Annotated in this window: 23 protein-coding genes; 6 read left to right on the top strand and 17 right to left on the bottom strand. The window is 59.3% G+C overall.

What is annotated here, in order from left to right:
- Positions 1-1,251, top strand: coding sequence for a relaxase/mobilization nuclease domain-containing protein (locus I2E45_RS00540; RefSeq protein WP_195443594.1), 1,251 nt, complete (start codon positions 1-3; stop codon positions 1,249-1,251).
- Positions 1,248-1,820 carry a hypothetical protein gene (locus tag I2E45_RS00545; protein ID WP_195443596.1) on the top strand — a complete coding sequence of 191 codons (573 nt, stop codon included), beginning with the start codon at positions 1,248-1,250 and terminating at the stop codon, positions 1,818-1,820. Before I2E45_RS00540 ends, I2E45_RS00545 begins: the two co-directional genes overlap by 4 nt.
- Positions 1,821-1,945: 125 nt before the next feature.
- On the opposite strand, the gene I2E45_RS00550 is transcribed toward I2E45_RS00545, so the two are convergent.
- Positions 1,946-2,545: a hypothetical protein gene (locus tag I2E45_RS00550; RefSeq protein ID WP_195443598.1), complete on the bottom strand. Its 600-nt coding sequence runs from the start codon at positions 2,543-2,545 to the stop codon at positions 1,946-1,948.
- A 138-nt stretch (positions 2,546-2,683) separates the two neighbouring features.
- Here I2E45_RS00550 and I2E45_RS00555 point away from each other — a divergent pair, with 138 nt between their 5' ends.
- The gene (locus tag I2E45_RS00555) at positions 2,684-3,199 is read left to right on the top strand and encodes an HIT family protein (RefSeq protein ID WP_195443600.1); all 516 of its coding nucleotides are present in this window, start codon (positions 2,684-2,686) and stop codon (positions 3,197-3,199) included.
- A 275-nt stretch (positions 3,200-3,474) separates the two neighbouring features.
- On the opposite strand, the gene I2E45_RS00560 is transcribed toward I2E45_RS00555, so the two are convergent.
- The 16 genes from I2E45_RS00560 to I2E45_RS00635 form a co-directional block, all read right to left on the bottom strand.
- On the bottom strand, positions 3,475-4,212 hold the full coding sequence (locus I2E45_RS00560; protein ID WP_195443602.1) for a class B sortase: 738 nt from the start codon (positions 4,210-4,212) through the stop codon (positions 3,475-3,477).
- 76 nt (positions 4,213-4,288) lie between these two features.
- Positions 4,289-7,345 (bottom strand): VaFE repeat-containing surface-anchored protein, encoded by a 3,057-nt coding sequence (locus tag I2E45_RS00565; RefSeq protein ID WP_195443604.1) that lies wholly within the window; start codon positions 7,343-7,345, stop codon positions 4,289-4,291.
- 15 nt (positions 7,346-7,360) lie between these two features.
- Positions 7,361-7,837: a DNA gyrase gene (locus I2E45_RS00570; RefSeq protein WP_195347144.1), complete on the bottom strand. Its 477-nt coding sequence runs from the start codon at positions 7,835-7,837 to the stop codon at positions 7,361-7,363.
- Between the two features lie 125 nt (positions 7,838-7,962).
- On the bottom strand, positions 7,963-8,901 hold the full coding sequence (locus I2E45_RS00575; protein WP_229058748.1) for a conjugal transfer protein TrbL: 939 nt from the start codon (positions 8,899-8,901) through the stop codon (positions 7,963-7,965).
- A 62-nt stretch (positions 8,902-8,963) separates the two neighbouring features.
- Positions 8,964-9,674: a hypothetical protein gene (locus I2E45_RS00580; RefSeq protein WP_195443608.1), complete on the bottom strand. Its 711-nt coding sequence runs from the start codon at positions 9,672-9,674 to the stop codon at positions 8,964-8,966.
- 15 nt (positions 9,675-9,689) lie between these two features.
- Positions 9,690-11,264, bottom strand: a complete 1,575-nt coding sequence (locus I2E45_RS00585; RefSeq protein WP_195443611.1) for a C40 family peptidase — start codon at positions 11,262-11,264, stop codon at positions 9,690-9,692.
- The gene (locus I2E45_RS00590) at positions 11,257-13,767 is read right to left on the bottom strand and encodes a VirB4-like conjugal transfer ATPase, CD1110 family (RefSeq protein WP_229058749.1); all 2,511 of its coding nucleotides are present in this window, start codon (positions 13,765-13,767) and stop codon (positions 11,257-11,259) included. Before I2E45_RS00590 ends, I2E45_RS00585 begins: the two co-directional genes overlap by 8 nt.
- Positions 13,751-14,158 carry a PrgI family protein gene (locus I2E45_RS00595; protein ID WP_195443614.1) on the bottom strand — a complete coding sequence of 136 codons (408 nt, stop codon included), beginning with the start codon at positions 14,156-14,158 and terminating at the stop codon, positions 13,751-13,753. The genes I2E45_RS00590 and I2E45_RS00595 overlap by 17 nt, the downstream gene beginning before the upstream one ends.
- Before the next feature lie 10 nt (positions 14,159-14,168).
- Positions 14,169-14,384: a hypothetical protein gene (locus I2E45_RS00600; protein WP_013978966.1), complete on the bottom strand. Its 216-nt coding sequence runs from the start codon at positions 14,382-14,384 to the stop codon at positions 14,169-14,171.
- A gap of 190 nt (positions 14,385-14,574) precedes the next feature.
- Positions 14,575-16,407: a VirD4-like conjugal transfer protein, CD1115 family gene (locus I2E45_RS00605; protein WP_195443617.1), complete on the bottom strand. Its 1,833-nt coding sequence runs from the start codon at positions 16,405-16,407 to the stop codon at positions 14,575-14,577.
- Entirely contained in the window at positions 16,404-16,958 is a 555-nt protein-coding gene (locus I2E45_RS00610; protein WP_195443619.1) for a hypothetical protein, read from the bottom strand. The genes I2E45_RS00605 and I2E45_RS00610 overlap by 4 nt, the downstream gene beginning before the upstream one ends.
- Positions 16,959-17,046: 88 nt before the next feature.
- The gene (locus I2E45_RS00615; protein ID WP_195443621.1) at positions 17,047-17,571 is read right to left on the bottom strand and encodes a peptide ABC transporter substrate-binding protein; all 525 of its coding nucleotides are present in this window, start codon (positions 17,569-17,571) and stop codon (positions 17,047-17,049) included.
- 233 nt (positions 17,572-17,804) lie between these two features.
- Positions 17,805-18,599 (bottom strand): ATP-binding protein, encoded by a 795-nt coding sequence (locus I2E45_RS00620; protein ID WP_195443623.1) that lies wholly within the window; start codon positions 18,597-18,599, stop codon positions 17,805-17,807.
- A 14-nt stretch (positions 18,600-18,613) separates the two neighbouring features.
- The gene (locus I2E45_RS00625) at positions 18,614-19,144 is read right to left on the bottom strand and encodes a hypothetical protein (protein WP_195443624.1); all 531 of its coding nucleotides are present in this window, start codon (positions 19,142-19,144) and stop codon (positions 18,614-18,616) included.
- A gap of 7 nt (positions 19,145-19,151) precedes the next feature.
- Entirely contained in the window at positions 19,152-19,331 is a 180-nt protein-coding gene (locus I2E45_RS00630) for a helix-turn-helix domain-containing protein (RefSeq protein ID WP_229058750.1), read from the bottom strand.
- A 214-nt stretch (positions 19,332-19,545) separates the two neighbouring features.
- Complete coding sequence (locus I2E45_RS00635; protein ID WP_195443628.1) at positions 19,546-19,881, bottom strand: helix-turn-helix transcriptional regulator; 336 nt, start codon at positions 19,879-19,881, stop codon at positions 19,546-19,548.
- Positions 19,882-20,120: 239 nt separating this feature from the next.
- Here I2E45_RS00635 and I2E45_RS00640 point away from each other — a divergent pair, with 239 nt between their 5' ends.
- Genes I2E45_RS00640 through I2E45_RS00650 form a run of 3 tightly spaced genes read left to right on the top strand, consistent with a single transcriptional unit; the run spans position 20,121 to position 23,524 of the window.
- Complete coding sequence (locus I2E45_RS00640; protein ID WP_195443630.1) at positions 20,121-21,263, top strand: ABC-three component system protein; 1,143 nt, start codon at positions 20,121-20,123, stop codon at positions 21,261-21,263.
- Positions 21,250-21,714 carry an ABC-three component system middle component 2 gene (locus I2E45_RS00645; protein ID WP_195443633.1) on the top strand — a complete coding sequence of 155 codons (465 nt, stop codon included), beginning with the start codon at positions 21,250-21,252 and terminating at the stop codon, positions 21,712-21,714. Before I2E45_RS00640 ends, I2E45_RS00645 begins: the two co-directional genes overlap by 14 nt.
- On the top strand, positions 21,707-23,524 hold the full coding sequence (locus I2E45_RS00650) for an ATP-binding protein (protein WP_195443635.1): 1,818 nt from the start codon (positions 21,707-21,709) through the stop codon (positions 23,522-23,524). Before I2E45_RS00645 ends, I2E45_RS00650 begins: the two co-directional genes overlap by 8 nt.
- The last annotated feature ends 66 nt before the right edge of the window (positions 23,525-23,590 follow it).

Consider the following 23,590-nt stretch of genomic DNA (forward strand, 5'->3'; position numbering starts at 1 on the left):
GTGCCGCTCCTGAAGCCCATAGCCGGGCACACGGGGTGCGCCGGCATAAAGCGCTACCTCGAGAAAGGGGGACGCGCGCTCGGGGTCCTGACGATGAACTTCGCATGGCAAGAGGAGCGCGTCTTCGAGAACGTCTCTGAAGCCCCGGGGGATTTCGACTGGGCGAAGTCGATGGACGCGACGAGGCACGCCTGCGGCAACGACACGCCGTACCGCGGCAAACCGGCCCGCACGTTCAAGCACTACGTCATGTCGCCCGACCCCCAAGACGGATTGACCGCAGACCAGGTCGCGGAGCTCGCGAGCGCTTGGGCGCTCAAGCACTTCAGCGACTTCGAGGTGGCGATCGTCCTTCACGACGACAACGAGAACCGGATCCCGCACGCGCACATCGTCGTCAACAACACCAACCTGGCAACCGAGCGCCGGCTGCAGACCCCCGACCCGCTGGAGCTCAACCGCAGCCTCCAGGACCTCGCCGAGGAGCGGGGGCTTCGGTTCATGAGGGACGAGATCGTGAGGGAATGCGAAGAGGAGCCGGCACGCAAGAAAACGCCCGCCACGATGCAGAAGACCTACATCCGCCGCGCAGAAAAGGAGATCGCTAGCGAGGGCGGCTATTCCTGGGTCTCGGACATACGCAACCGCGTGACGGTAGCCAAGGCACTCGCCCGAAACGAGGACGAGTTCATGGCAGTGCTCGAAACGCTGGAAGTCGATGTCGCGCAGAACTCAGAGCGCTCATGGAGGCGTGACTGGGTCTACTCGCTCGCCGACCACCCCACCTGGCGCATCGGCGGAGAGAAGCTGGGGCTCTCCTTCGGGCAGGAGGCGCTCAGGCGGCGCTTTTCCAGGATTGCCGCCTGGCACCCCACCCCGGCATCCTCGCGCGAGATACTCTCCCATGCCGAAGGCGCGCTCGAACTGAACGACCTTTCGGAACTGGATCGGCTCGCCAAGGCCATCGAGGCCTGCATGTCCTCGAACGCCCGCAGCCTCGCGGACCTCGACAGAAGGATCAGAAGGCTCGAGTCCCGTGGCGATGCGGGCTCCGCCGATCAGGCGAACGCTCTGCGCGAGGTGCGGGCGTACATGGCCCAGGCAAGGCTGCTGCCCGAGACTTTGCAGACGAAGCGGCAAAGGCCGCCGCAGAGCGCGGAAGGAGCCCTCAGGCGAGACGATCAGGAGCAGCGGAGCCAGAAAGCACAAGCGCATCGGGTCAGGCAGCGAGATAGGAGGGAGGCTCGATGAGGATAGAGATCGCCTACGAAGGGCGCATAGAGGTATTCGATACCGACCGCTTCACCGAAGCCCAGCCCTTCTCGGGCAAGAGCATGCTCGCCGACTTCACGCTCGACTACGAAGACGCCGAAAAAGACGGCATCTGGCTTACTGCCCACTGCTACGCTGCGAACGAGAGCTACCGAGAAGAGGGAGAAGGCGTTCCCGAGGCGAGGCGCGAGAAGGGCTGGAGATTCCAGCTCGCCACACCAAAGGAAACTGCCGCGATCGAGAGCATCGCCATGGACGGCTCGGCGGTGCTCGCCAGGCTGTTCGGCGAGCTCGTTGACGTGGCGAAGATAGACCGAGCCTGCTTCCTGTTCACCGGATTTGGAGGATCGCTTGCAGGCCGCATCGTGCGGCTGAACGAATACCTGGCAAACGCCGACGAGGAGCTGGCGGCGAGCCAGGTGCTCATGGCCGAAGCCATCGGAATCACGGCAAATGCGCTCGAACGGGCAATCGAGGCTGAGGCGGCCCAAGAAATGCCCTTGGAAAAAGAAGAGGGAAACTGGATGGAGGGATTTGAAGATGATTAGAGCGATATTCAGAGGAATAGGTGCGTTCGTCCGCTGGCTGTTTAAAGCCGTGTTTCGGTTTATGTGAAGTATATTGCACTGCGAGCACACAATTGAATGCAATTGCTTTGTCTGAGCGTGTGAAGTTATTCTTCACACGCCTCTATATCGCGTTTTATCTGCTCCCATTTTCGTATCGAAACTGACTTAAGCTGCCCAGTATGCGCCATCTTATATGAAATAATGGAGACGTATATAAGTGCAACAAGGGCAAACAATCCCCCTATGGCTAAAGGTATGGTATCGAAGCTCGATTCAGCCGCATAGTACAGATACAGCAACACGCAGATGGCAGATTCAAACAAGTATTCGTAATTTCTAAAAATGGTAAATTTTGAATACTTTTTATCCTCTTTGTACTTTTCAACCAGAGTCTCCCATAGATAGCCCTCAATTCCTGGCTCAAGCATGACGATCATATATGCGCTAATTTTTGAAATATTCTTACGGTAATACAGACTTTTTGAAGACAACGGAATTATTAGCACGAAGGGAACCAAGAAAAGAAAAGGGTTATCGGACGAAAATGCAAATGCAAGAACAGCTGCTAGAGCAGTCATTGAAAATGTTGAGAATTCGTTTGAGTAGCGTGTGCAGTTAGAAATCTCTTCTCTCAATGTTTCATATTGCATTTCATATTGAGCCGTAAGTTCATTGGCTCTTTCTATTCTAGAAAATTCTTCCAAACCGTTCTTCCTAACAAGTTGCTATAAAGACGCATGTAATGCCTGTTTGATGATGCATTATTCAAACGCGGTACAATTTATTAGTTATGAATTGTACCGCGATATGCTGCAGATTTAGACAGAAGGAAGAAAGAGCTGATGGATGATATCGAGCCAGTCGTTTGGGAAGATGATGATTTTCAAATAAGGTTACCGAAGCGCCCACACGTAGATCGAGATGATGGAGGCCATCTTGTTGTTTACCCTAAACGAGATGTTAGCTACAGGAGCGAGCTCTCCGTTCGAGAAGCGCAAAAATTAGCCGTCTTACTTCAAGCGCTGGAAGCGGCTTATATTGTTGCTCTACGAAAACGGGGACTCAAAATAATTTGGTTGAATTTTCAAGATAACGGAAACTGGTCGTTCCTTCGTAAACAGCAAAGACATTTCCACATCCATGTATATGGGAGAAGCGAAATCGAAACGAGGCAAACACCTGGTCAAGCACTCTTTTTTCCTGATCCGAAATCTTCAGTTTACGATACGAACAGACCTCTAAATGAGAAAGACCTTGATGCAATAATTGAAAGACTTAATCATAATATTGCAATGTTACGTGAAAGCGATTTTGAATCGCCATGCCCTCTAGGAAAAGTAGACGTATTGCTTAAATGAAAGAATACATCGCATTGAATGCCACAAAGGCAATATGCTAAGACAATATCAATTATTGCCCTCAAAAAGCTGGAGCACGGCAAAAGCCAGCAACAACATGTAGGGCAGAAGCTCTATCGTCTACGACAAGCGTAATGGCTATCTGAGCTATCCTACTTGTATGCAGCAAGCATTTCCTTCGCGCTTGATTGATCCCACTTGATAGAATGAAGCGTATTCTGCGGTCGCGATTGCCTTCATCGGCATGGCGATGAAGAAACATATGGCCAGATTCGCTATTCCGCCCTCTCGCACGCATACACTATCGTCCTCTCGTGCCCGTTCCACCTGCCGTAGCTGCAGGTGCAGAACGCCTTGACGCTTTCTGCACGAGTGTCTCCATCGAGCACGACGTCAGCTTCCGCCAAAAGCCTCCCGAGCCAGGAGTCGAAATCCTCGGTTCCGGCGAAGTCCAAACGTTTGTACTCGACGTTGGAGTCCACGACATCCGCCGCGATGACCTTTAGGCGGATCTTTTCCCCGGGCGTCTGAAGGAAGATCTCGCTGTGCGCCTCGGCGAATCCTGCGTCGGAATAGCTGGCGAACGCCGAGAACATGCTGCCGTCGTTCATGTGATGTGCGAACACGAGCGCGAGCGGGCTGTCGATCCCCCGCTCGGCGCACCCGGCATCGAGATAGGGGCATCCGTAGGGGTTCCAGCCCCGATAGACGTCATGGTCGAGGTAGAAGGTCGGGTCGTCGGCGCTCGCCTGGACCACCGGGTAGTCGATACCCGTGCCAGGGACACTCACCCAGGCCACGATATCGGGGTTCACGGACAGCCAGTACTCCCAGTCGACAACGGGAAACCCATCGCCCGCCTCGCATTCCAAGGGGGTGTTCGAAACGGGAGACGGGTCTATGTCCACGGCCCTGCTGTGGATGCCGAAGAGCCAAATCCCCAGCACCGCAGCGCCGATCAATGCCGTTATCGATGCCAGAAGGGCAAGCCTCTGCTTGATGTTCGTCTTCATAGGAGCCTCCAAAATGACAGGCGGGGAGGCTCTAACGCCGCCCCGCCCTTCTCTATAAGCCGAGGAGAAAGCCTAGCTACTCGTCGGAAGCCTCCTTGGCGCCTGCCGCGTCGTTACGGGCACGGCTGCGAAGCACATATGCGCCCGCTGCCGCCCCGCAGACGACCAGGACGCTGATCAGAACCCATACAGGGAGCAAATCGTTGCCCGTTTTGTCGTAGGGGGTGCCAGGAGTCTCTGGATTGTCGACGAGCACGGTCTGCCCCTCGTCGTCGATGTCCTGGTGCACGGCGACGACGTTTCCGTTCACGTCGAGCACTTCTTCGAACGCCACGAGCGCAGCCCCCTCCTCGATCTTCGACGCATCGAACTCGAAGGTCACCTCTACGGCTCCTTCCGAGCTTTCAGCCACGAACTCCGCGGTGGAAGTCACCGGGTTGCCGTCCGAATCCTCGAGAGGCATGCCGGTGGCCTTGTCCATGATGGTGCCGTGGGCGGTGTAGGTCTCGCCAGCGACGAGCCCCTTGTACTCGACGGTGTCCACGACGCTCACCGTCCCGTTCTCGACCGTGTGGTCGCCGTCGGACGCGTCGACGAGCACGGTCCCGATCTCGACGGCCGTTACGGACTGGCCCTCGTCGTCGATGTCCTCGTGCACGGCAAGGGTCGATCCTTGCGAATCGAGCAGCTTCTCGAACACGACCAGGCGATGACCGCCCAGGCCGGCAGAATCGAAGGAGAGCTCTACGACCTGAATGCCGTCGGCTGCCTCGGCGACGAACTCGACGGATGCGGTCACGTCAGATGCGAGGGGACCCTCGCCGGTTTTCAGGGGCTCTCCCGTCTCCGCGTCCATGAGCGTTGCCTCGAGCGTGTAGCGCTCGCCGGGGGTCAGCCCCTCGTAGGAGACCTCATCGGCGATGAGCACCTCGGAGCCCGTCACGAGCTTGTCGCCGTCGGAGGCGTCGGTTGCGGTCGTCCCGATGTCGACGAAGTGCACCGTCTGGCCAGAGTCTTCTATGTCCGCATGGGTCGCGACCTCGATACCGTCTTTGGCCATGCTCTCGAATGCCACGACGTCCTCGCCCGCGAGCAGGCTCGCGTCGAAGGTGAACTCGATGTCGACCGAGCCGTTCGTGTTGTTGGCCGTGAACTCCTTGGTGGCGGTCACGGGGTTGCCATCCGCGTCGAGCAGGGGCTCGCCGGTGGATTTCACCATGAGGGTACCGGTAAGGGTGTAGGTTCCGCCGAACTCGAGGTTCTCGTAGTAGACGGTGTCGACGATCGTCGCCTGCTCATCCGCCTGGGCGATCTGGTCGCCGTCAGCCGCATCGGCCGCTTGCGTTCCGATCTTCGGTCCTTCCTGGTCGTCGAGCGTCATCCAGACCGCCTCGGCAACACCGGAATCGCGGTCGATCCAGAAGGTCTTCGTTATGAGGTTGTAGCCCTCGTTCGCCTCGCAGGGAAGCTCCTCGAGAGTGTACTGCCCGAAGGGAAGAGCGGCGAGCGCGTCGTCGGCGGGCGCTGCCGATCCGTCCTCGCCCAGCCCGAACCAGATCCCCGCCTCGGAATCCATCATTTCGGAAGTGATGGAATCCGCCTCGAGCAGATGGTCGTTTCCGTTGGTGTTGGCGGTGTGCTTGTTCCAGCTTGCCTCGGTCGAAGCCTGGCCGTTGCGATCGCTCACCAAAACATGGGTCTCGCCGGTCGCCTCGTTGGTGATGGCGAAGGGCACCTGCAGACTCTCGTTGGTGTCTTCTGCCTTCTTGGAGATCTTGAGGTCGTTGCGAACGACCTGGTCTCGGAACTCGAGGTCCCCGCCAGCGGCATCGGCCGAGACGATGACGCCGTCCTCGCGGATCTCGAAGGTCTTGGGCTCGCCGTCGGTCAGCAGGTACGTATCGTTGGTTGCGGTTTCCTGGATCGTGTAGGTGCCGTAGGGCAGCGCGTCGGAGGCCGTCTGCGCCGTGTACGCGCCCGCCTCTTCGTTCCAGGCGGTCTCGATTGCCATGATCGTGTCGCCTGGCTCGTACCAGGCGTCTCCCACGAGGACCTTGGCCGCAGAGTCGTTCGTTATGGTGAGCTCGATGCCGGAGAGCGTCGTTCCAATGCCGTCGGAAGTATGGCCGTTTCCGCCTACCGCCTCGGATTTGCCAAGCTCGGCGTCTGCCTTCACCACTTGCACGCCGCCGCGGATCACGTCGTCCGAGACGGGACCCCCGGTGAGGTCGACAACTTGCCCGTCGCTTTCGATCGCGAACTCGAGCGCACCGTCCCAAGCGAGGTAGCCTTCGGGCGCGGATGTCTCGACGATGCGGTAGGAGCCGCACGGGAGTGCGTCGCCTGCGGTCTGCGCGGTGTAGGCGGAGCCGTCCCAGGTGGTGGAGATGGTCATGACCGTCTCGCCGTCGGCATAGCTATGCCCTCCCACGAAGGAGTTCATCCCAGAGGCGTTGACGATGGCGAACTCGGCTCCCTCGAGGGAAGCGTCGCCTTGCTCGGATGAGCCCGCCTCCGCGTCAACCTTGGAGATCTTCACGCCGCCACGGTCCCAGGTGAAGCTCGCGAGTTCCTGGGAATCGGTGCCCGTGTCGATCCTGAAGGCTGAGAACCCGGTAGAGACCTCGCCTGCGCGCGAGCAGACCTTGCTCCAAGCGCCCCCGATCACCTCGCGCTCCGCCCAGGAGGCGAAATCGGCATTCGTGCCGTAGGTCGCCTGCGCTGCGGAACCGAGGTTCGCATACGAGAGCAGGATATGGCTCGCGACCTGGTACTTGTCGTCGTCCATGCCGCTGCCATCGTACCAGGAGGCAGGCCACATGGACGCGTCGAAGCCGGGTGCGCCGAAGGAGAACCACATGGCTGCGGCCAGGTCCTCGGCAGGGCTCGTGGAGTACGACCCCGCAGCCGGCGTTCCGCGCATGGGCTCGATGCAGTAGGCGAGCTGCCCATCCGCACTCATATCTGTGGTGAGGTATCCCGCATAGGGGATGTCGCGGCCGATAGAGACGTTCACGTTCCCAGCGGCGTACGCGGATGCAGGAACGATGGCGACGGACAACACGAGGGCCATCGCCATGGCCACGCGCACGATTTTCGAGGAGGTTATCCTCTCCATCGCTTTCTCTTTCATCTTCTCCCACCTCGCTCACATCGCCAGATTCTCGCGGCTATGCGCGGCGCGTGAATCGCCGTTTCCCAGGCGCTCCGAGCCCTCGCGCGCTCCGCGCGCCTTCTCCGAGAGGCTCTGCAGGTACTCGCTGCGGCTGCGGTCGAGCGCCTCCTTGATCTGCGCCGGCATGACGCGCACGACGTCCTTTGCCGGCTTTCCGTTCTCGTCAACGATCGGCTGCCCGTTCTCGTCGAGAACGCTCTTCTTGAGCCACACCTCGCGATCCGTCAGAAGCGGGATGTCGCGGTAGTTCTCCCCGCGGAAGCGGGACTCGTTGACGAACATCGGGCTGAACTGGTAGTAGCTCACGTCCACTCCGTCGATCACCGTGCCCTTCGGCAACGTGACCGAGTTGAAGGTGCGCGACTCGCCCGTAACGCGGTCGGCGTACTCGATGTCGGTACGCACGAAATTCTTGTGGAGCGTGAGGTAGGTGTTCTTTTTCTCAGGCATTTCATGCCCCTTTCTTTGCATCCTTTAGGCGTGCGTAGTTGTGGAAGCCCCGCCTGATTGCCTTGCCTTCGGTTTCGGTCAGCCATCCAAGGCGACCACCCCCTTTCAAAACGTCAGTTCCCGGATCAGATTCCCGAGACGATGTCGCGCGCCCATGCGCCGCTCTTGACGAGGGAGAGGATGAGCAGCACGCACATCGCCAGGTACTGCAGCGCGTAGGTGAGCCCCGCCGCTATGCCGTCGATGGGGGTGCCCGTCGAGGTGCTCGCCCCGGTGAGGCCTCCCAAGATGAGCGGAAAGGCTATGAGCAGGATCAGGATGATCAGCCCCGCCAGGCACACCGCCGTGAAGTTCTTCAGGTATCCGATTCCTATCTGGCGGGTGTCGTCTAACGCCATGAGGGAGAGCGGGATCGGGCTGAACGCGGCCATGATGTAGAGCTGGATGGCGCGCGCCCAGCAGACAACGAGCGCCACGATGTAGGCTCCGAGCACCACGACCCAGCTGATGACCGACACCAACAGCAGCGCTATGAGGGCGGGCACGTCGTCGTCCTCGGTGACCACGTTCACTGCGGTGAGGTCCATCGCCCCGCCCGATCCGAGCAGCGCCATCGTGCGGTCGATGGCAAGACCGACCACCGAGTAGACCGCCTCCATGAGCTCGAAGCTGTTCTGTATGAGGAAGAGGAACACGGCGAAGAAAACGAGCAGGAACACGACCTCCTTCACGCCGGGGAAGGAGGCGTTGCCGTCCATTCGCTGGCTGATCTGGATGAGCTTCACCGTGAACACGAGGCTGAGCACGCCGCAGCCTATGGGCAGCACCGCGACGTCCCAGACGCCGTGTGCGATGTCGTACATGGACACGTCTCCGGCGGTCGTGAGCATCTGCGAGAAGTCAGCGCCTATGATGCCGTCGTAGCCGATGCTCGAGAGGACGGCGACCTGGTTGGTGAACATCCAGTTGCAGGCGTCGCGCAGAAGCCCCGCGAGCCACGCGTTGACGTCGTCCGCGATGCTCGCGTATGCGGGAGCGGCAGGAAGGAACAGAACCGCGAGCATCAGGAGAGTCGTTGCGAAAGCAAGGCGAAAGCGCCTGTTCGCAATGAAGGCAGCTACCCGCCTCATAGCGCGCTCAGCTCCCCGGTAGCGCGGTCGAGCGAGAGCTGCACGATGGTGGAGGCGCCGTCGTCCAGATGGAACGTGGTCGTGATGACGTCCTCTTTGCAGTCGATGTAGACCTCGCTGTCCCAAGTGGCGAGCGTCGCGGTTGGGGATACAACTGACGCCCTAGGCGCTATGGCGGAGGCGATCTCGGAGTCGTCCGCACCGAGGAGCTCGTTGAGCTCGGAGGAGTGCGCGGACAGCTCGATACCCGCTGAAGCGCCTTCGGCGAGCAGGTAGCTCTTCGACAACGCGAGGGCGTCGCAAGTGAGGCTGGCCGAATCTGCCGACGGGCGTATCGAGAGCAGGGTCTGCGAGCTTGGCTCGTCGGCCGAGCGCGTGAACGAAATCTGCGCTGCGAGGCCCTCGTCGCTGGTATCTTCGGAGAGCACCTCGTAGTACATGACCTGGGCTCCCGCCTCTCCCTGCTCGACGATCGTCGACTCGGACAGGGTGAGCGTCGCAGAGCCGTCTGCGCTTTCCCAGGTTGTTCCCATGTAGTCGGAAAGCGCCTCGCCTTCCTGGACGAGGGGCGCGCTCGCCTCCTCGGCAGCCGGCACTGCCGCTTCCGGTTCTGCGGGCGTGGCCGCGCAGCGGGCGAGCCCGGCCCCTATGAGGATCACCGCTGCGCCCGCGGCGCATATGGCCATCAGTTTCGTCTTTTTGTCCATCTTCTTGCTCCTTTTCTATCGGTACGACAGGGCGCAGGTGAAGCTCGAGATCCCGCTATCGATCTTCACGACCTCGCCCCGGTGGGGAGCGTGGATGTAGCGGTCGCCCCCTATGTAGATGCCAACGTGCCCCGTTCGGTAGAGGATGTCGCCCGGCTGGGCTTCCGACAGGGAGAGCTTCTTGCCCTTGGCGTACTGGCTTTCGGTGTTTCTCGGGATCGGGATCCCCGCCTGGCGGTAGCAGTACTGGGTGAGGCCGCTGCAGTCCAGGCCGACGCCCGGCGTCGTCCCGCCCCACACGTAGGGGACCCCGAGCTGGCTGTAGGCTGCGGAAACCACCGCGTCCGCCGAAAGGGCTCCTGACTGCAGGTCCTCCACGCTCATCCCGTCGAACCGGTAGAGGTTGTAGGCCTCCAAGGCGGACTTGAGGCTCTCGACGTAGCTCGAGCTCGTCGCCCACCCCGCGTCCTTGAGCCCTTCGGCCATCTTGTCCGAATCGTGGTTCGCCACCGCCTCGCGTATGAGCGCGTTGTCTGCGTAACGGCTAGCCTGCAGAAAGACGCGGCTCCGAAAGCGGATGCACTCGGCGGCGCCGACGAAGCTGATGAAGTCGGCGGTGACGGTGACCTGTTCGCCGCCGTACTCCTCGCCGGTCCTCCAGGAGCTCTTGCCAGCGACCTCCTCGCACAGCGCGTACGAGCTCGACCACTTCATGCCGAAGAGGTTGTGGTCTTGGGTCGCGAGGCCGGAGAGGTGGTCCCCTTGCCCCGACTCGACGATGATCTGGGCGAGCGTGCATCCTGCCGGGTGCCCGTACTCCTCCTGGCAGGCGAGCGACTCCTCGACCATCTCGTAGGTTATGTACGGGGGAAGTCCCTCGAGCGAGGCTTTTGACGCTTCGTTTTGCCAGAAGCCGAAAAGCGCGCTCACTATCTGGGAGATCGCGAGCACGGCGAGCAGAAACGCCATGACCGCTGCGAGCACGCCTGCCACGGGGACGGCTACCGACGAGACCGCGCCCACGACCGCGCCCTTGCCGCCGGCGGATGCCGCGGCCTTCGCCGCCCCGGCGGAAGCCTGGCTGGCTGCCGCGTGCCGGGCCCTCGCGGCAGCGCCATGCCCGAGTGCCCCTGCCTTGGCATGCTTGGCTGTCCCCTTCAGAGGGCCCTTCGCCTTCGAGGCCGCAGGCGCCTTCTTTGAGGCGGCGCGCCGTGCGATCACGGAACGCGCGCCCCGTACGGCACCGCTCGCCCGCTCGATGCCGGAGAGCTCCTCGGAGTCGTCCGCCTCTGATACGGCGGCGTCCGCGATCGCGCGCTTGAGGTTCCCCTTGGCTTGCGAGGCAAGATGCGCTTTCGGCTTCGCCTTCTCCGCACCGGCAGGGGAGGGTTTGAAGGAAACCGCCCCGCCCCGCCCCGCAGACCCGTCCCTCGTCGCCAGGGCTTCGCCCGCGCGTTCGGCCGCGCCCTTGACGATTCCCGCCGAGAAGGCGTCCTGACGCTCGCTCTCGCCAAGCGCGCGGGCCTCGGTTCGCCCCGTCGCCTCGAGACGCTTGGAATCGGCGGAGTATTTAGCAACGCTCTCAGGCATCGCCGCCCTCCCGGGCGCGCGCGAACGCCTGGGCGCGCTTTATCTGGGCGATCTCCTCGGGCTTGGTGTTGAACAGGTCGTAGAGCGCCCCTTTCGGGAAGTCGTCCTTGAGGGGCACGCGCACGCCGCCTGCCACCAGCAGGCCTTCGCCTGCCTTGATGGAGTCGTCGATGTATCCCTCCTCCTGCGCCGAGAGGGCCAGCAGGTCCACCCAGCTTTTCCGGTCCAGGTGGCTTTGCTTGTGGAGCAGCACGAAGTCCGAGTTGAGCACCATGTTGCGGGCGTCTTCGTGCTCGAGCATGTAGGTCGAGTTCTGCGTGATGCCCGTGCATATCAGGTTGAACTTGCGCCCCTCCGCCCAGAACTTCGAGAAGTAGCTGATGATCGCCGGGTGCCCGAAGAGGCTCTGGACCTCGTCGATGTAGAGCCAGGTCGTCACCCCGCGCTCGAAGTTCGCGTACATGCGGTTGCGAACCGCCTCCAGGGCGGTGAGCATGCCGAACACCCTCATGTTCTGCGAGAGGTCCTTGAAGTCCACGTTGGTGATGCGGTTTTCGAAGCCGACGTTGCTCTGGTGGTTGAAAAACGACAGCGCCCCCTTGACGTAGCGTTCGTAGCGGAGCGCTATGTCGCGCGCCTCGGGCTCTTCCTGGTCGAGCAGCAGCTCGTAGAAATCGCCCAGCACGGGCAGGCGGCCCTTGTCCTCGCAGCGCATGTAGGCGAGCTCCACGCACCGGCTGATGATGGACTTGTCCGCCTCGGGCAGCCCCTCTCGCCCTTCCGCCATGGTCGCGCTCGAGAGCGCCAGTATCGCGTCGATCTTGAATGCGAGCTGCGCCTGGTTTGCCTTGTCGGCGACGTCGGAGAGGTCGAAGGGGTTCATGAACGTGTCGGTGTCCGGCGAGAAGCGAATGCAGGTCCCGCCTGCGGGCTCCACCACCGGCGCATATTCTCCTGCGGGGTCGAAGACGATCACCTCGTCGTCGGGATAGGCCAGGATCGTGTTCATGATTTCGCGCTTGACGCTGAAGCTTTTGCCCGAGCCGGGCTTGCCGCAGACGAAGCCCATGGGGCTCGCCAGCTTCTTTCGGTTGCAGATGACGAGGTTGCCCGACTGCTTGGACTGGCCGTAGTAGCCACCGCCTTCCTGGTTGAGCTCCTGGGAGGCAAAGGGCATCTGTATGGCAACCTGCGCTGTGGTCATGTAGCGGGACACGTCCACATGGTTGAGCCCCAGCGGCAGGATCGAGTTTATGCCCTGGCGCTGGCGGTACGCCAGCGGCTCGACCTCGATGGAGCGCTGGCGGGCAGCCGCCATGATCTGGCGGGTCTGGTGGTCGAGGGCCTCCGCCGTGTCCGCATAGGTGAACACGAGCCCCGTGTAGGTGAACAGGCGCTGGTTCTTGTTCTGCAGCTGGTCGAGGAGCTCTTCGGCCTCCTCCTTCGAATGGGAGAGCTCGGGCGGGAGTATCGAGAAATCGTACCCTTTCTTCACCGCGCTCATCTGCTCGTCGATGACCTCTTTGTCCATCCAGGCGATGCGCTTTTTCACGTAGGCGACGGCTGCCGCCTTTCCCATGGGGTGAACGTGCAGGGTGACGTTCAGGGGCATCGGCAGGTCGACGACGTTGGCGATGCAATCGTCCTCCAAATCGCTTCCGAAGCCGCGGAAGACAAGCACGCGGCACCAGGCGTCGTCCGCCCGGTAGCAGTCCGCGCGCCCCTCGGGCTTGAAGTCGAGCACGGAGGGCGCGACCAGGTCCTTGGTTCGAAGCCCGCTCGCGTGGGACAGTTTGTCCCACGAGAACGAGGGCTCGGATCCCGGGCGCAGCTGGGATTGGAGCAGCGCCAGGCGCTGCTGCCCATCGAGCGTGCGCGACTCGCATCGGATCCTCGCGAGCGTCTGCATGCAGTCGCTGCGGGCACGCGCGAGCCTGGGCGCAGCCGCATCGACGTCGTCCGCCCCCACGAGGAAGGTGAGGTATCGGTGGCGCACGAGGTTCGACACCCCCTCGCGCATCTTGTCGTTGAGGATGCGGTTGTACTCCTCGACGTATCCGTCGACGCGCGGGTCGCTCTTCTCGAAGAAGCGCTTGCGCCCGATCTCCCGCTCGGGGATGGGGGTGTTGATGATGGTGAGCTGGACCGAGGTCTCCGATCCGAAGTAGTCGTAGAGCTCGCTCATAGCTGCGAAGACGGACTGCTGGTTCTCCTCCCGCGCCGACTGGTAGCTGATGTCTCCGAACTCGATGGTCTGGCTGAACAGCCCTTCCTCTACCTGCGCGGTCCCGTCGGCGTACATTGCGTCGTAGCCGATTGCCGAGAGCACGTCTTTGGCTTCCGCGCGTGCGCGCCTCTTTCGGCGCGCAGCCTGCTCGACCCTCTTTTCTTCCTCCTCCAGCCCCGCCGGTCGGGCGTGCGCGCCGTGGGCGCGCCAGCTGCCCTTGCGCGGCTCGGCTTTCCCCGTCGGAGACTCCTTTTTGCCCTTACCTGACAGGATCATAGAGCTCGGCCCCCTTCCTCTTCGCCTTCCGCCTCGCCTTGCGCGACGGATTCCCCGGCGCAGGAGCGGGCCGAGCGCCCTCGAGCACGGGGGTCGAGCGATAGAAGACCCTCTGGTCCTCGAGCTGGAAATCGAGCCAAAGCGGGACGAACTTCTCCAATTTCATGTGATAGGGCCGCCAGAACCCCGCGAGCCAGAACGGCATGGATGCGCACATGACGGGAAGGGCTGCGTTGCGCACCTCGATCCCGAGCATGAACTGGCAGATGGCGGCTGTTCCGACAGCCGAGGCGAGACCTCCCGCGAGGCACACGAGCGTGCGCGCGGAGAGCTTGCCGACGATCTTTTCGGTGTATTCACCGATGTCCTTCTGGACCCTTACAGACAGCATTTCCGGCTCCTTAAGCTGGAAGCCAGGACGTGTCGAGCTGCCCGAAGTAAATCGCCGCAGCTATGATGATCGCCCCGCCTGCGATGGTCGAGATCGCGCTTGCGATCTGGGCTCCTCCCTGCTGTTCCCGGATGGCGAGACCGAGCGACACCGCGCCCCAGACGACCAGAAAGCCGCCCAGGAACGTGACGCAGCCGGAAACGAGCCCGATTATGTTTGAGAGCATCCCGTGTCTCCTTTGCATGTCTTGAAAGGGACGGCCGCGCGAAGCTATGAGGGGGCCGCCCCAGTTGGTACAATTGGTTGCGGAGCGCATCTCGCGCCCCTTTGCATCCGGGACGGCGCGCGGCTGGCCTGTGTGGAAGCTGGCCTCGCCGCGCTTGTCAAGGGAGTGTCGGCTCCCGCCGTCCCATCTCTCATCTCATGGGCGCATCACCGCCTCTCCTTTCCCGGTACTCCTTGAAGTCGAAGCGCTCCTCGTGCCTCGCGTCCGCATGCCCGGGGTCGACCTCCGGATAGGAGGGATGCTCCTCGATGCGGTATTTCGCCCCTTTCAGGGGGTAGGTCCCGCTGATGAGGACGATCGACTCGTCGCGCGGGAGCCTGCCCACCTCGTCGGGCGTCATGAGGTCGCGCTCGATCACGTTGTAGTTCTGGGTCGTGGAGCGGTTCGCGCCCCTCGAATCGCTTTCCGTGAGCACCTTCACGGTCTGCTTGCCGACCATCTTCGAGACCATCTCGTTGGTCTCGGTGGACTTGCCGCCCAGGAACACCACGGTGTCGCAGCAGTCAAGGATGGTCTTCGCGCCTTCCTTCTTGTAGGCGCGCTCGAGCTGGCTTGCCGACTGCAGGATGATGCTGAAGCTCACGTTGCGCGAGCGCGCCGTTGCGATGACCCTCTCGAAATCGGGCACCGTGCCGATGTTGCCGAACTCGTCGAGCAGGAAGTGCACGGGCCGTTTGAGCGAGCCCCCGAAGCGAGCGAGAGCCGTCTTGTACAGGACGCTCGTCGCCTGCCACATGAGGAGCGCGAAGAGGAAGTCGAAGGTCGAGTCGGAATCCGACATGCTCGCGAAGATGGCGTGCTTGCCTTCGCCCGAGCCGAGCGCGTCGAGGGCCATCTCGTCGTAGGAGATCAGCTTCGAAACCGCATCGACCGAGAGCGGCTTGAGGCGCACGTTGCAGCTGATGATGATCGATTTCAGCGTCTTTCCCGCCGCCACCTTGAAGGCGCGGTAGTTCGAGAGCGCGAAATCTTCTTCGGGACTGCGGGGCTCGCCGACGCGGACCCATCCCCAGTCGCCTCCGTCGTCGAAGGGGCGTTCCCCTTGCGCGCTTTGCCCGCGCCCCCGCTCCATGAAGCGCATGCCCGTCTCGAGCTCCTCGAAGATGAGGTCCAGCGGGCTCATGTAGGACTCGTCCTCTTCGCGCGCCTCGGCAAGGCTCAAAAGCAGCATGAGCGAGTTGAGGTCCCTTTCCTCGGGTCTGGCGTGGTACACGAGAAACGCCACGAGCGCCGTGTAGAGCAGGCGCTCCGAGTTCTCCCAGAACGGGTCGGCGCCCTTGCGGTCCTCGGCGGTGGTGTTCTTGATCAGGCATTCGACGAAGACGAGGATGTCCGCCTGGTCGCTCACGTAGGCGAGCGGGTTGTAGTGCATCGAGCGCGAGAAATCGGTGGTGTCGAAGGTCCGGATGTCGTAGCCGGCGTCCTCGAGGGCCCACCCGACATCGCCCAAAAGCGTGCCCTTGGGGTCTGTCACGAAGAAGTCGGCGTTCTTCTGCATTATGTTCGGCTTGACGTAGTAGCGCGTCTTGCCCGAGCCGGGACCGCCGAGAACGCATACGTTGCGGTTGCGGTCGTGCTTGAGGTCGAAGCGCTTCGGCTTGAGGGCAAGAGCGAAGTCCCTCGAGAGAAGGATGTTGTTGGCGGGATCCTTCCTGTCCATGAACGCGAGCCCCTCCTTGAGTGTTCCCCAGCGGGCCGAGCCGTGCTCCTCTCCCTGCCGGTACGTGCCCGCGCGCACGAGTCTGCGCGCCCAGACCGCCCAGGGGACGCAGGCTGCCATGAGCCCCACGGCAAGCGCCATGGGCTCTGACGTGAGCCCCGTTTCGAGCATTTCTGACAGAAGGACGAGAGCGTCGCACCTCGGGAAGCCCGATGCGCTCGCCGCGCTCGCAAGGGCGTCGCCGGCGCAGAAGCACGCGATGCTCGCCGCGGACACGGCGATAGCTTGTGATAGCGGCCTCATTTCGCCCTCGTCTCGACGCCGCGCGAGATATCGCGTGCCTTGCCCTTGGCCGCCTCGAGACGAGAGGACGCCTCCCTGGCATGCGCGGCCTTCTCGGCTATAGGCTCGTCCTTGGCGCGCTCGCGCATCTTCGAGAGCTCTTTTTCCGCACGCGGGGCAGAGGCCCGAGTGGCCTTTTCGAGGTCCTTGAAGGCATCGTTCACCGCAGGCGCGTCCTCGACCATGAAGACGAGGTGCTCGCCTTCGGGCATGGGCGCGAACTCGTGGCGGATGCCCTCGCGGGACAGCTTCTCGTCGATGATCTGGCGGATGGTCTCGTATTCGGGCAGGGCCGCGAACTCCGACATGTCGAGCTTCGCCCATTCCGCGACACCCGGAGAGGACTCGATCTCCCCTCCGGATATGTTTTCGCAATCGCCGCGGGCTCGCTTGAATGCCGAAGCCAATCGCTCGCCGCCCGCCACCATCGCCGCCTCTCCGGCATCCTGGCCGATGCGGATCATCCAGTCGACGAGCTTCTCGCCGGAGTCGTCGCCGAAGTCGTTCGTCATTGGTTTTCCTTTCTTTCCAGTGGGACAAACTGTCCCAGTCGCCTTCCCAAAACAGAGAAGGCGGGATGAACCCGCCTTCTCAGATGCATCAGCGAACCTCCGCCCGCGCATTTCGCGAATGCGGGTTCGCAGTCTTATTCAATTGCGGGATGGAATCCCGTGCGCGTCTTGCCGCGTCCTCGATGCTCGGAATAGCGCTCATGTAGTCGAGACGCTTGCACTGCTCTGGAGTTGCGCGATGCATGCACTCGATCGCATGCGCGAACCGCTCTGGCTCCTTCACGATGTCATTGAAGGACCAGCTCTCGAAGTCGACCCAATCCGAGCCGTCACTTTTAAGCGTCCACCACTCGTCTCCGCCGTCGACCTGTTGCACGAAGGCAAGATCCTCGTACACCACGCCCTGGCGGAGCGCAAAGTTTCCCTGCGCGAAGAAGCCGCGCAGCTCCTCGATGCTGCCGGCTTTCGCGAATTCGTATGGGTACTCTTCAAGATAGAGGTCGTCCTGCCAGGCATAGCCGCCGCGCTTGAGCCAGCCGTTCTCCTGGCATTTGGCCACGAGAGACTCGACGGTTTCGTCGTCGGCTCTCTGCAGTCTAGAAGCGTTCGCCATGGCTTATCCCTTTCCTTAGGCGCCTGCCCAGCCATGCCGGAAAGGACGCTTGAAGTTGTGCTTGCTATTCCGAAACACGTTCCCTAGAGACAGGGGCGTGTTGATTGCGGGCGGCCGCTTGGTTTGTCCGTCTTGGACTACCCGGCAGCCGCCCTGCTTCAGTTAACCGCATGGCACTCGCGCAAATTCCCCTGAGAGCCGCTTCAGGTTCCCTAGGGGGCCTGCAAGTCGGATTAATTTTTCCTCCTGCGACGGTCAGGGCTTTTCAGCACCACTACCTTGTTCATCTCACAGATGCGCGAGACCACGGCTTTGGCACTTTCCACCTCGTTATTGCGTGAAAGGCGACGCTCGAGAGCATCAAGGCTGTACTGGGATGTGAAAACGGTGGGAAGCATGTTCTCGTAGCGATAGTTAACTACCTCGAACAGCGTCGTAAGCGCCCAGCTGTTGGCGTTTTCCTTTCCTATATCATCGAGGAAGAGGATGTCCACCTCGCAGAACCTGCGCACGCCGTCATGCTCGCTGCCGTTATAGCTATCGTGGATCGAGTTGAGCATCGCGAGCGTGGTCGTAGCCTTGACGGAATACCCCGCGAACACGAAGGCCTTCGCCAGCGCGCACATCTCGTAGGTCTTTCCCGCCCCGACGCTTCCTTGGATGTAGAGGCCCTTGCCATTGGCATCTGCAAAAGTGTTTACGTATTCGATGCACTCGGGTACCGAAGGATATGCCTCCAAATAGAGCTTGCCGATTCCCGCCTTCCTGCACTTGGCAAGTGCCGCCTGTCTGGCCCTTTCCTCGCGCAAACGTTCCTTGGCCTCTTCCTGCCGCTTGATCTGAGCTCTCCTTCCTTTGCAGTCGCAGTCCTTGACCGTCACCCACCTCACAAAACCATCCTTCGAGATGATTCCGAGCCATTCGAGTGGCTTGCCGCAGTGCTCGCAAACGCGCTTCTCCTGTTTTTCGTACGGGAGACCCTTCGCCTTCGCCTCCTCGAGCGTGTAGAGCTGGAAATCAGGTTTCATATCATTAGTCCTATCTATTCGAAATGTTTGTTCTTGCTCTTTGGTATCGGGTGAACTTCCTTCATAGATGGAAGTGAGGGGTCTTCATGGCCGCCGACGCGCGAAGGTGAAGCATCTTCATGCACGGGAGAGTCTGCCCCCGAAGCATCTTCATGGGGTGAAGGGTCTTCATATGAGAAACCTTCATGGTCAGCACTCATGACGCCAATCGCCTGCAAGGGCTCCACCGCCACCTTGTAGCACTTACTGCCGATACGCCTCGCTTCGGCGCACGGCTCGGCTTCCATGATGAGATCCTTTTCCTTGAGGCGCTTCACGGCGTCGAACACCGCGCGCTCGCTCAGTCCGAAGAAACGGGCGGTTCCGCTTTTGGACTCGTAGAAAGCCTTCCCGGAGTTCTCGAACCCGAAGATGCGGGCATACACAACCAGGTCGGCGTTCTTGAGGCCCAAGTCGCGCCCCATAAAGTCCCAGACCAGGACGAATCCGTGCCCCTCGAGATTGAAGTCCTCCGGTCTTTCCGGATTCTCCTCCACCCCGCACATGACATACCTACAGATCGGCGTCGATTGCGCAGTTCTCGAGAAGGTCCTCGATGTTCTTCTGGGTAAAACGCAGGGAAGATCCGATGCGCACACCCACAAGGACACCATCGCGCATGAGGCGATAGACCGTCGCCGTGCTAACCTGGAGGTAATCGGCGAGCTCTGAGATCGTGAACAGGGGCGGCATTGGAACGGCCTTCTCCACGCTAATGCTGTCGACAGAAGTCCGATGCGTTTCTGCCTGCTCAATGGTTTGCATGTCGGCTCTCTTTCCGCGGCTGCACTGCCGTGCACCGCTGTGTCCGTGATTGACTTGATCTGACGCGTCATTGACTGCAGTGAAACAAAACGAAAGGCCCCGTATATCGAGACGGAGCCTTCCAGGTGCTGTAGGGGGTCAGCTAGACGCAATTACTTTTGTCTTTCGGTGGGTAATACGGTTCGGGAAGCGTGGTGAAATCGCGGAGCCACTCGACGAGTTCATCGCGTAATGCGAACGAGCCGCGCGCACCGTTTGGCCATTTGCGCAAAGGAAGCGGATTCCTCGGCGAGCTCGCGTATGCATAGACACGTTTCTTGCTGATTCCCAAAAGATGCGCTATCTCGTTCGGTGAATAGGCATCCTGCGGCAGCACAGGCTGCTGCACGAGGCGCATAACGTACAGGGCATTGCCCCCGCTCTCTCCCTCATGCTTGAGATCGGGCATGGTGATAACAGGCTGCTTCTTGTCTGTCATGGGTCGATCCTTCCTCGACCGATGATATGAGCAGCGCGAATACTCAACATCGGATCGTGTCTCCTTGGTTGGTCGGAGAATTCGCGCAACCCGCCGAATCCACACTCAAGGCCTTACTTCATTTCGCTATCGAAGAACACTCCCTTGCTCCATCAGCAGCAGGAGGACCACCTCTGAGCTGGGGTTTGATAGGAGTATTCGACGATTGGTATAATTTGCAGCGGGAGGCACCTTGGTGCATGTCGACTGCTCACGTTGCAATTAGAAGCATATCGACGCAGCAGAAGGATGTCGTTACCCGGCGGTTACCCTCCGGTTCCCCGTGGTTTCCACGTTGTGAGATCGAAAGGAAGCAAACGCGTCCGACCGAGATTAAGACGGTGAGTGAGGTAGCTAAAAAGGGAAAACATATTTCTGATGACTTTGTCTTTTCGGGCTACGTCCGTGCATTGAAAGATGCCTGGACTGGCGCTATCGCAGATGCTGACTTGATTGAGCTGCTCTATGGACTGATTGCAGAACCGCTTAAGCTCAAAGGGCAAACAGGGCAGCCTATTGGCTGCTCGAAAAAAGAAGCTAGCGGCATCATGAATCGCAAGAAAGAAGCGCACGGTGAGATCAGGAGACACTGCAGGGACGCGGCTGTAGAGGATTCCATTGTTGAAAACTATGAGAAATCTGTTCTTCCTAGACTCAACGAATGCAAATTCGATTTGCTACGAATTGAGCTAATCACTCTCATTCTCGATTCAGACTGCTCCAAAGCGGTGAAAGAAGAGCTTTCGTCCTTAGCAGATCAGGAGAACCTTGCGCCTTTCCTTGCGCGTTCGCTGCAGCTGTCGCTTTCTTGGGACAACAAGCTCTCCGAGAAATCTGAGCAAGGGGAAGAAGAGCTGCCGCTCCCGAAATTTAAAGGAAGAATAGATCCTGAAGTCCCTGAAGATATTGCCGAATGTGAGCTGCCCTACGTCGATGCGCTCGTCAGAGTCTACGGCGAAGAAGAAAACGCCGAATTCACTTCGGCAGACGAAATAGATGAATTCCCAAGGTACAAAGATCATCTCACAAGGCAGCGAAAAGACTACTATTCGGCGGAATTCATAAGACGATGCATGAGGGATACCTACGACGCAGAAGGCGATGATCAATTCGAGATTCTCGAAGAAGAGGTGTTCAACGGGGTCATTGACATCCACGGGCGCAAATTCGATACGGGAAGGCAGAGGCTAGATGAAGTCCTCACACAGGCCGCGAATCTCAACATGGATGGAGTCTGGGTAAATCGTGACACCGACTGGATAAGGACTTATGTCAAAAAAGGCGTATGCCACATCCTTGTGAATGACAGAAGAATTAGGGGGTGGCTAGATGAGGACCGATAAGGTTTTTAACACCGCCTTTGAGACCTCCCTGAGGATCCTGCTACTCCTCGACGCATCGGACATCGATTTGGACGAACAGACCATTCGAGTTGCTGACTTTATTGCCACCTACGGTAAAGAGTTTAAATTGTCTGCCGATTCTCCGAATGGGGATAATCCCTACATGTACTGCGAGCTGGCGGCACGAAAATCATTGATGAACGAGGCGATGAGGCTTCTCGTGATTGATGGGTTCGTTTTGCCAAGCGCAACTGAAAGCGGGTTCTTATATAGGATTACCCTACGTGGTCATCGCTACGTTAGCTCGCTGGAATCGAGATACGCAGAAGAGTACCAGCGAGCAGCATCGTCGGCTCTCGAGCTGATCGAGGCCAGAGGTATAACGTCCGTATTCGCTGTTATCAGGGAGAAGGCAAGGTACGCAAGCGAAGTGGAGCTGGACAATGAATAACTTTATCGTCACGCGACTGTCCGCAACCAGCACGTCGGGAAAGATTTCGACGGTACATCTCGAACCAGGGGTGAACATAGTCTGCGGCCCTTCGAATAGCGGAAAGTCGATGATTGTCAACTGCCTCGATTACCTTTTTGGGGGCAAGAAAGAACCCTTCGATCCGCTGGTAGAGGGATACGACTGTGTTTCAATGCAGCTCGTTAACGAAAACGGCGAGATATTGATTATCGAAAGAGCGATTGGACTTGATGACGGGCAGGCGAAACCCATCAACGAAGTAACCATCGACTCGGAAGTTGACGGGATAGAGGGCGGTGTATACAAAGTAAAGCCGAGCGAGAAGCCTAAGAGAAAATCCTATATGGATATCCTCATGCAAATACTCGGCATACCGAATACTGTCAAGATCATTTCCAGCCAGCAAGGAAAGACTCAAAGGCTTTCCCCCAGAACCTTCTTTCATCAACTCTGTATCAAAGAAGAAGATATTTTCAAAGAGAAGTCGATTATTGAAAACCCGGGCTACAACTCAATCACACCTTGCATCAACGCACTTGCATACCTCATCTATGAAGGAGGTGTTCGAGAGGACGACTACGAAGATCCCGAGATAAGAAAAGCGAAGAAGAAGGCAGTGATTGCCTATATTTCCGGCAAAATCTCGTCCTTAGAAAGCAAGCGAGAGGAGCTTCAAGAGGAGATCGAAAAAGCCGGCACGGCAGATGTTGAAACGCTTATTTCCGAGATGATGGACGAAATTAGCGCCGCTGACGCGGAGATAACAAAAGTTCAAAAGGAAAGCCAGAAGCTCTTGAACGACATCTACGAAACAGACGATAAGTTGACTTTAGAGAAACAACTCAAGGAGAGGTACAGACTACTCCATTCCCAATACGATTCAGATGTGAAGAGACTGGAATTCATCATCGAGGGAGAAAGCAGCAAACCGGACAATGAACAAAGCAGGTGCCCTTTCTGCGACTCGGAGGTACACGTCCCCCGTGACAGAGAATCCTATATCGAGGCATCAAAGGCGGAGCTCGAGAAAGTGCGCCTTCAGATAAACGACCTGAGAGCTCTCGAAGACGAGACGGACGAGCGTATCTCCGTGCTGGATTCTAGACAAGCTTCCCTTCGGGCTAAAAGCAGTTCCGTTAAAGATCTTCTGGCAAAAGAGTTTTGCCCAAAGGCGGAAAAGCTCCGGGAAGAATTGGCAAACTACCAGCGAATCGCCCAACTCAAGCAGGAGGTAGATACTCTCGATGCCCTGAGCAGTGAATTCAGCATGGATATCTTCGAGAAAAGCGGCGAGGATGAATCAGCTCCAGTATTCGATGCAAAGGAAATGTTCGACACGTCGGTATTCAGCAGGTTGAGCTCAGCCGTCTGTCAAGCAATAAGGGAATGCAACTATCCCGAATTCAGAGTTGCGGGGTTGTCGCAAAGCACGTTCGATGTCGTTGTGAACGGCAAAGACAAAAGGCATGAGGGAAAGGGCTACAGGGCTTTCCTGAATACCCTGTACGCATTCACCCTCATGAAGTTCATCGAGGACGAAGGCATACATAAGCCCAAGATGCTTATCATGGACTCACCAATCCTGAGCCTGAAACAGGACGTGACCGATCCTGCGTCAGATGATATGAAGAGTTCGCTTTTCAGCTACATCATCAGAAACTGCGGTTCTTGCCAGGTACTAATAGCCGAAAACGATATTCCAGAGAACGTAGACTATAGCGATGCAAATATCATCAGATTCGGACGAGGAGAGGGCACTTTGAGGCAAGGGTTTCTAGTCAGAGGCTAGAACAGTCGTCCCGCTGGGACAGTTTGTCTCAACAAGCAGTTCGGTTGTGCTATCCGCCCGAATTAA

Origin of the sequence: Collinsella aerofaciens (genome assembly GCF_015555045.1) — a bacterium.
Classification (GTDB): domain Bacteria; phylum Actinomycetota; class Coriobacteriia; order Coriobacteriales; family Coriobacteriaceae; genus Collinsella; species Collinsella aerofaciens_W.

What these genes read in the sequence shown, in the direction of transcription:
- I2E45_RS00635 (WP_195443628.1), bottom strand. Translation starts at nt 19,881, where the DNA reads ATGACAGACAAGAAGCAGCCTGTTATCACCATGCCCGATCTCAAGCAT.
- I2E45_RS00555 (WP_195443600.1), top strand. Translation starts at nt 2,684, where the DNA reads ATGGATGATATCGAGCCAGTCGTTTGGGAAGATGATGATTTTCAAATA.
- I2E45_RS00560 (WP_195443602.1), bottom strand. Translation starts at nt 4,212, where the DNA reads ATGAAGACGAACATCAAGCAGAGGCTTGCCCTTCTGGCATCGATAACG.
- I2E45_RS00645 (WP_195443633.1), top strand. Translation starts at nt 21,250, where the DNA reads ATGAGGACCGATAAGGTTTTTAACACCGCCTTTGAGACCTCCCTGAGG.
- I2E45_RS00620 (WP_195443623.1), bottom strand. Translation starts at nt 18,599, where the DNA reads ATGAAACCTGATTTCCAGCTCTACACGCTCGAGGAGGCGAAGGCGAAG.
- I2E45_RS00600 (WP_013978966.1), bottom strand. Translation starts at nt 14,384, where the DNA reads ATGCTCTCAAACATAATCGGGCTCGTTTCCGGCTGCGTCACGTTCCTG.
- I2E45_RS00580 (WP_195443608.1), bottom strand. Translation starts at nt 9,674, where the DNA reads ATGGACAAAAAGACGAAACTGATGGCCATATGCGCCGCGGGCGCAGCG.
- I2E45_RS00650 (WP_195443635.1), top strand. Translation starts at nt 21,707, where the DNA reads ATGAATAACTTTATCGTCACGCGACTGTCCGCAACCAGCACGTCGGGA.
- I2E45_RS00575 (WP_229058748.1), bottom strand. Translation starts at nt 8,901, where the DNA reads ATGCTCGCGGTTCTGTTCCTTCCTGCCGCTCCCGCATACGCGAGCATC.
- I2E45_RS00625 (WP_195443624.1), bottom strand. Translation starts at nt 19,144, where the DNA reads ATGTGCGGGGTGGAGGAGAATCCGGAAAGACCGGAGGACTTCAATCTC.
- I2E45_RS00590 (WP_229058749.1), bottom strand. Translation starts at nt 13,767, where the DNA reads ATGATCCTGTCAGGTAAGGGCAAAAAGGAGTCTCCGACGGGGAAAGCC.
- I2E45_RS00565 (WP_195443604.1), bottom strand. Translation starts at nt 7,345, where the DNA reads ATGAAAGAGAAAGCGATGGAGAGGATAACCTCCTCGAAAATCGTGCGC.
- I2E45_RS00595 (WP_195443614.1), bottom strand. Translation starts at nt 14,158, where the DNA reads ATGCTGTCTGTAAGGGTCCAGAAGGACATCGGTGAATACACCGAAAAG.
- I2E45_RS00630 (WP_229058750.1), bottom strand. Translation starts at nt 19,331, where the DNA reads ATGCCGCCCCTGTTCACGATCTCAGAGCTCGCCGATTACCTCCAGGTT.
- I2E45_RS00640 (WP_195443630.1), top strand. Translation starts at nt 20,121, where the DNA reads ATGTCGACTGCTCACGTTGCAATTAGAAGCATATCGACGCAGCAGAAG.
- I2E45_RS00605 (WP_195443617.1), bottom strand. Translation starts at nt 16,407, where the DNA reads ATGAGGCCGCTATCACAAGCTATCGCCGTGTCCGCGGCGAGCATCGCG.
- I2E45_RS00570 (WP_195347144.1), bottom strand. Translation starts at nt 7,837, where the DNA reads ATGCCTGAGAAAAAGAACACCTACCTCACGCTCCACAAGAATTTCGTG.
- I2E45_RS00545 (WP_195443596.1), top strand. Translation starts at nt 1,248, where the DNA reads ATGAGGATAGAGATCGCCTACGAAGGGCGCATAGAGGTATTCGATACC.
- I2E45_RS00585 (WP_195443611.1), bottom strand. Translation starts at nt 11,264, where the DNA reads ATGCCTGAGAGCGTTGCTAAATACTCCGCCGATTCCAAGCGTCTCGAG.
- I2E45_RS00615 (WP_195443621.1), bottom strand. Translation starts at nt 17,571, where the DNA reads ATGGCGAACGCTTCTAGACTGCAGAGAGCCGACGACGAAACCGTCGAG.
- I2E45_RS00610 (WP_195443619.1), bottom strand. Translation starts at nt 16,958, where the DNA reads ATGACGAACGACTTCGGCGACGACTCCGGCGAGAAGCTCGTCGACTGG.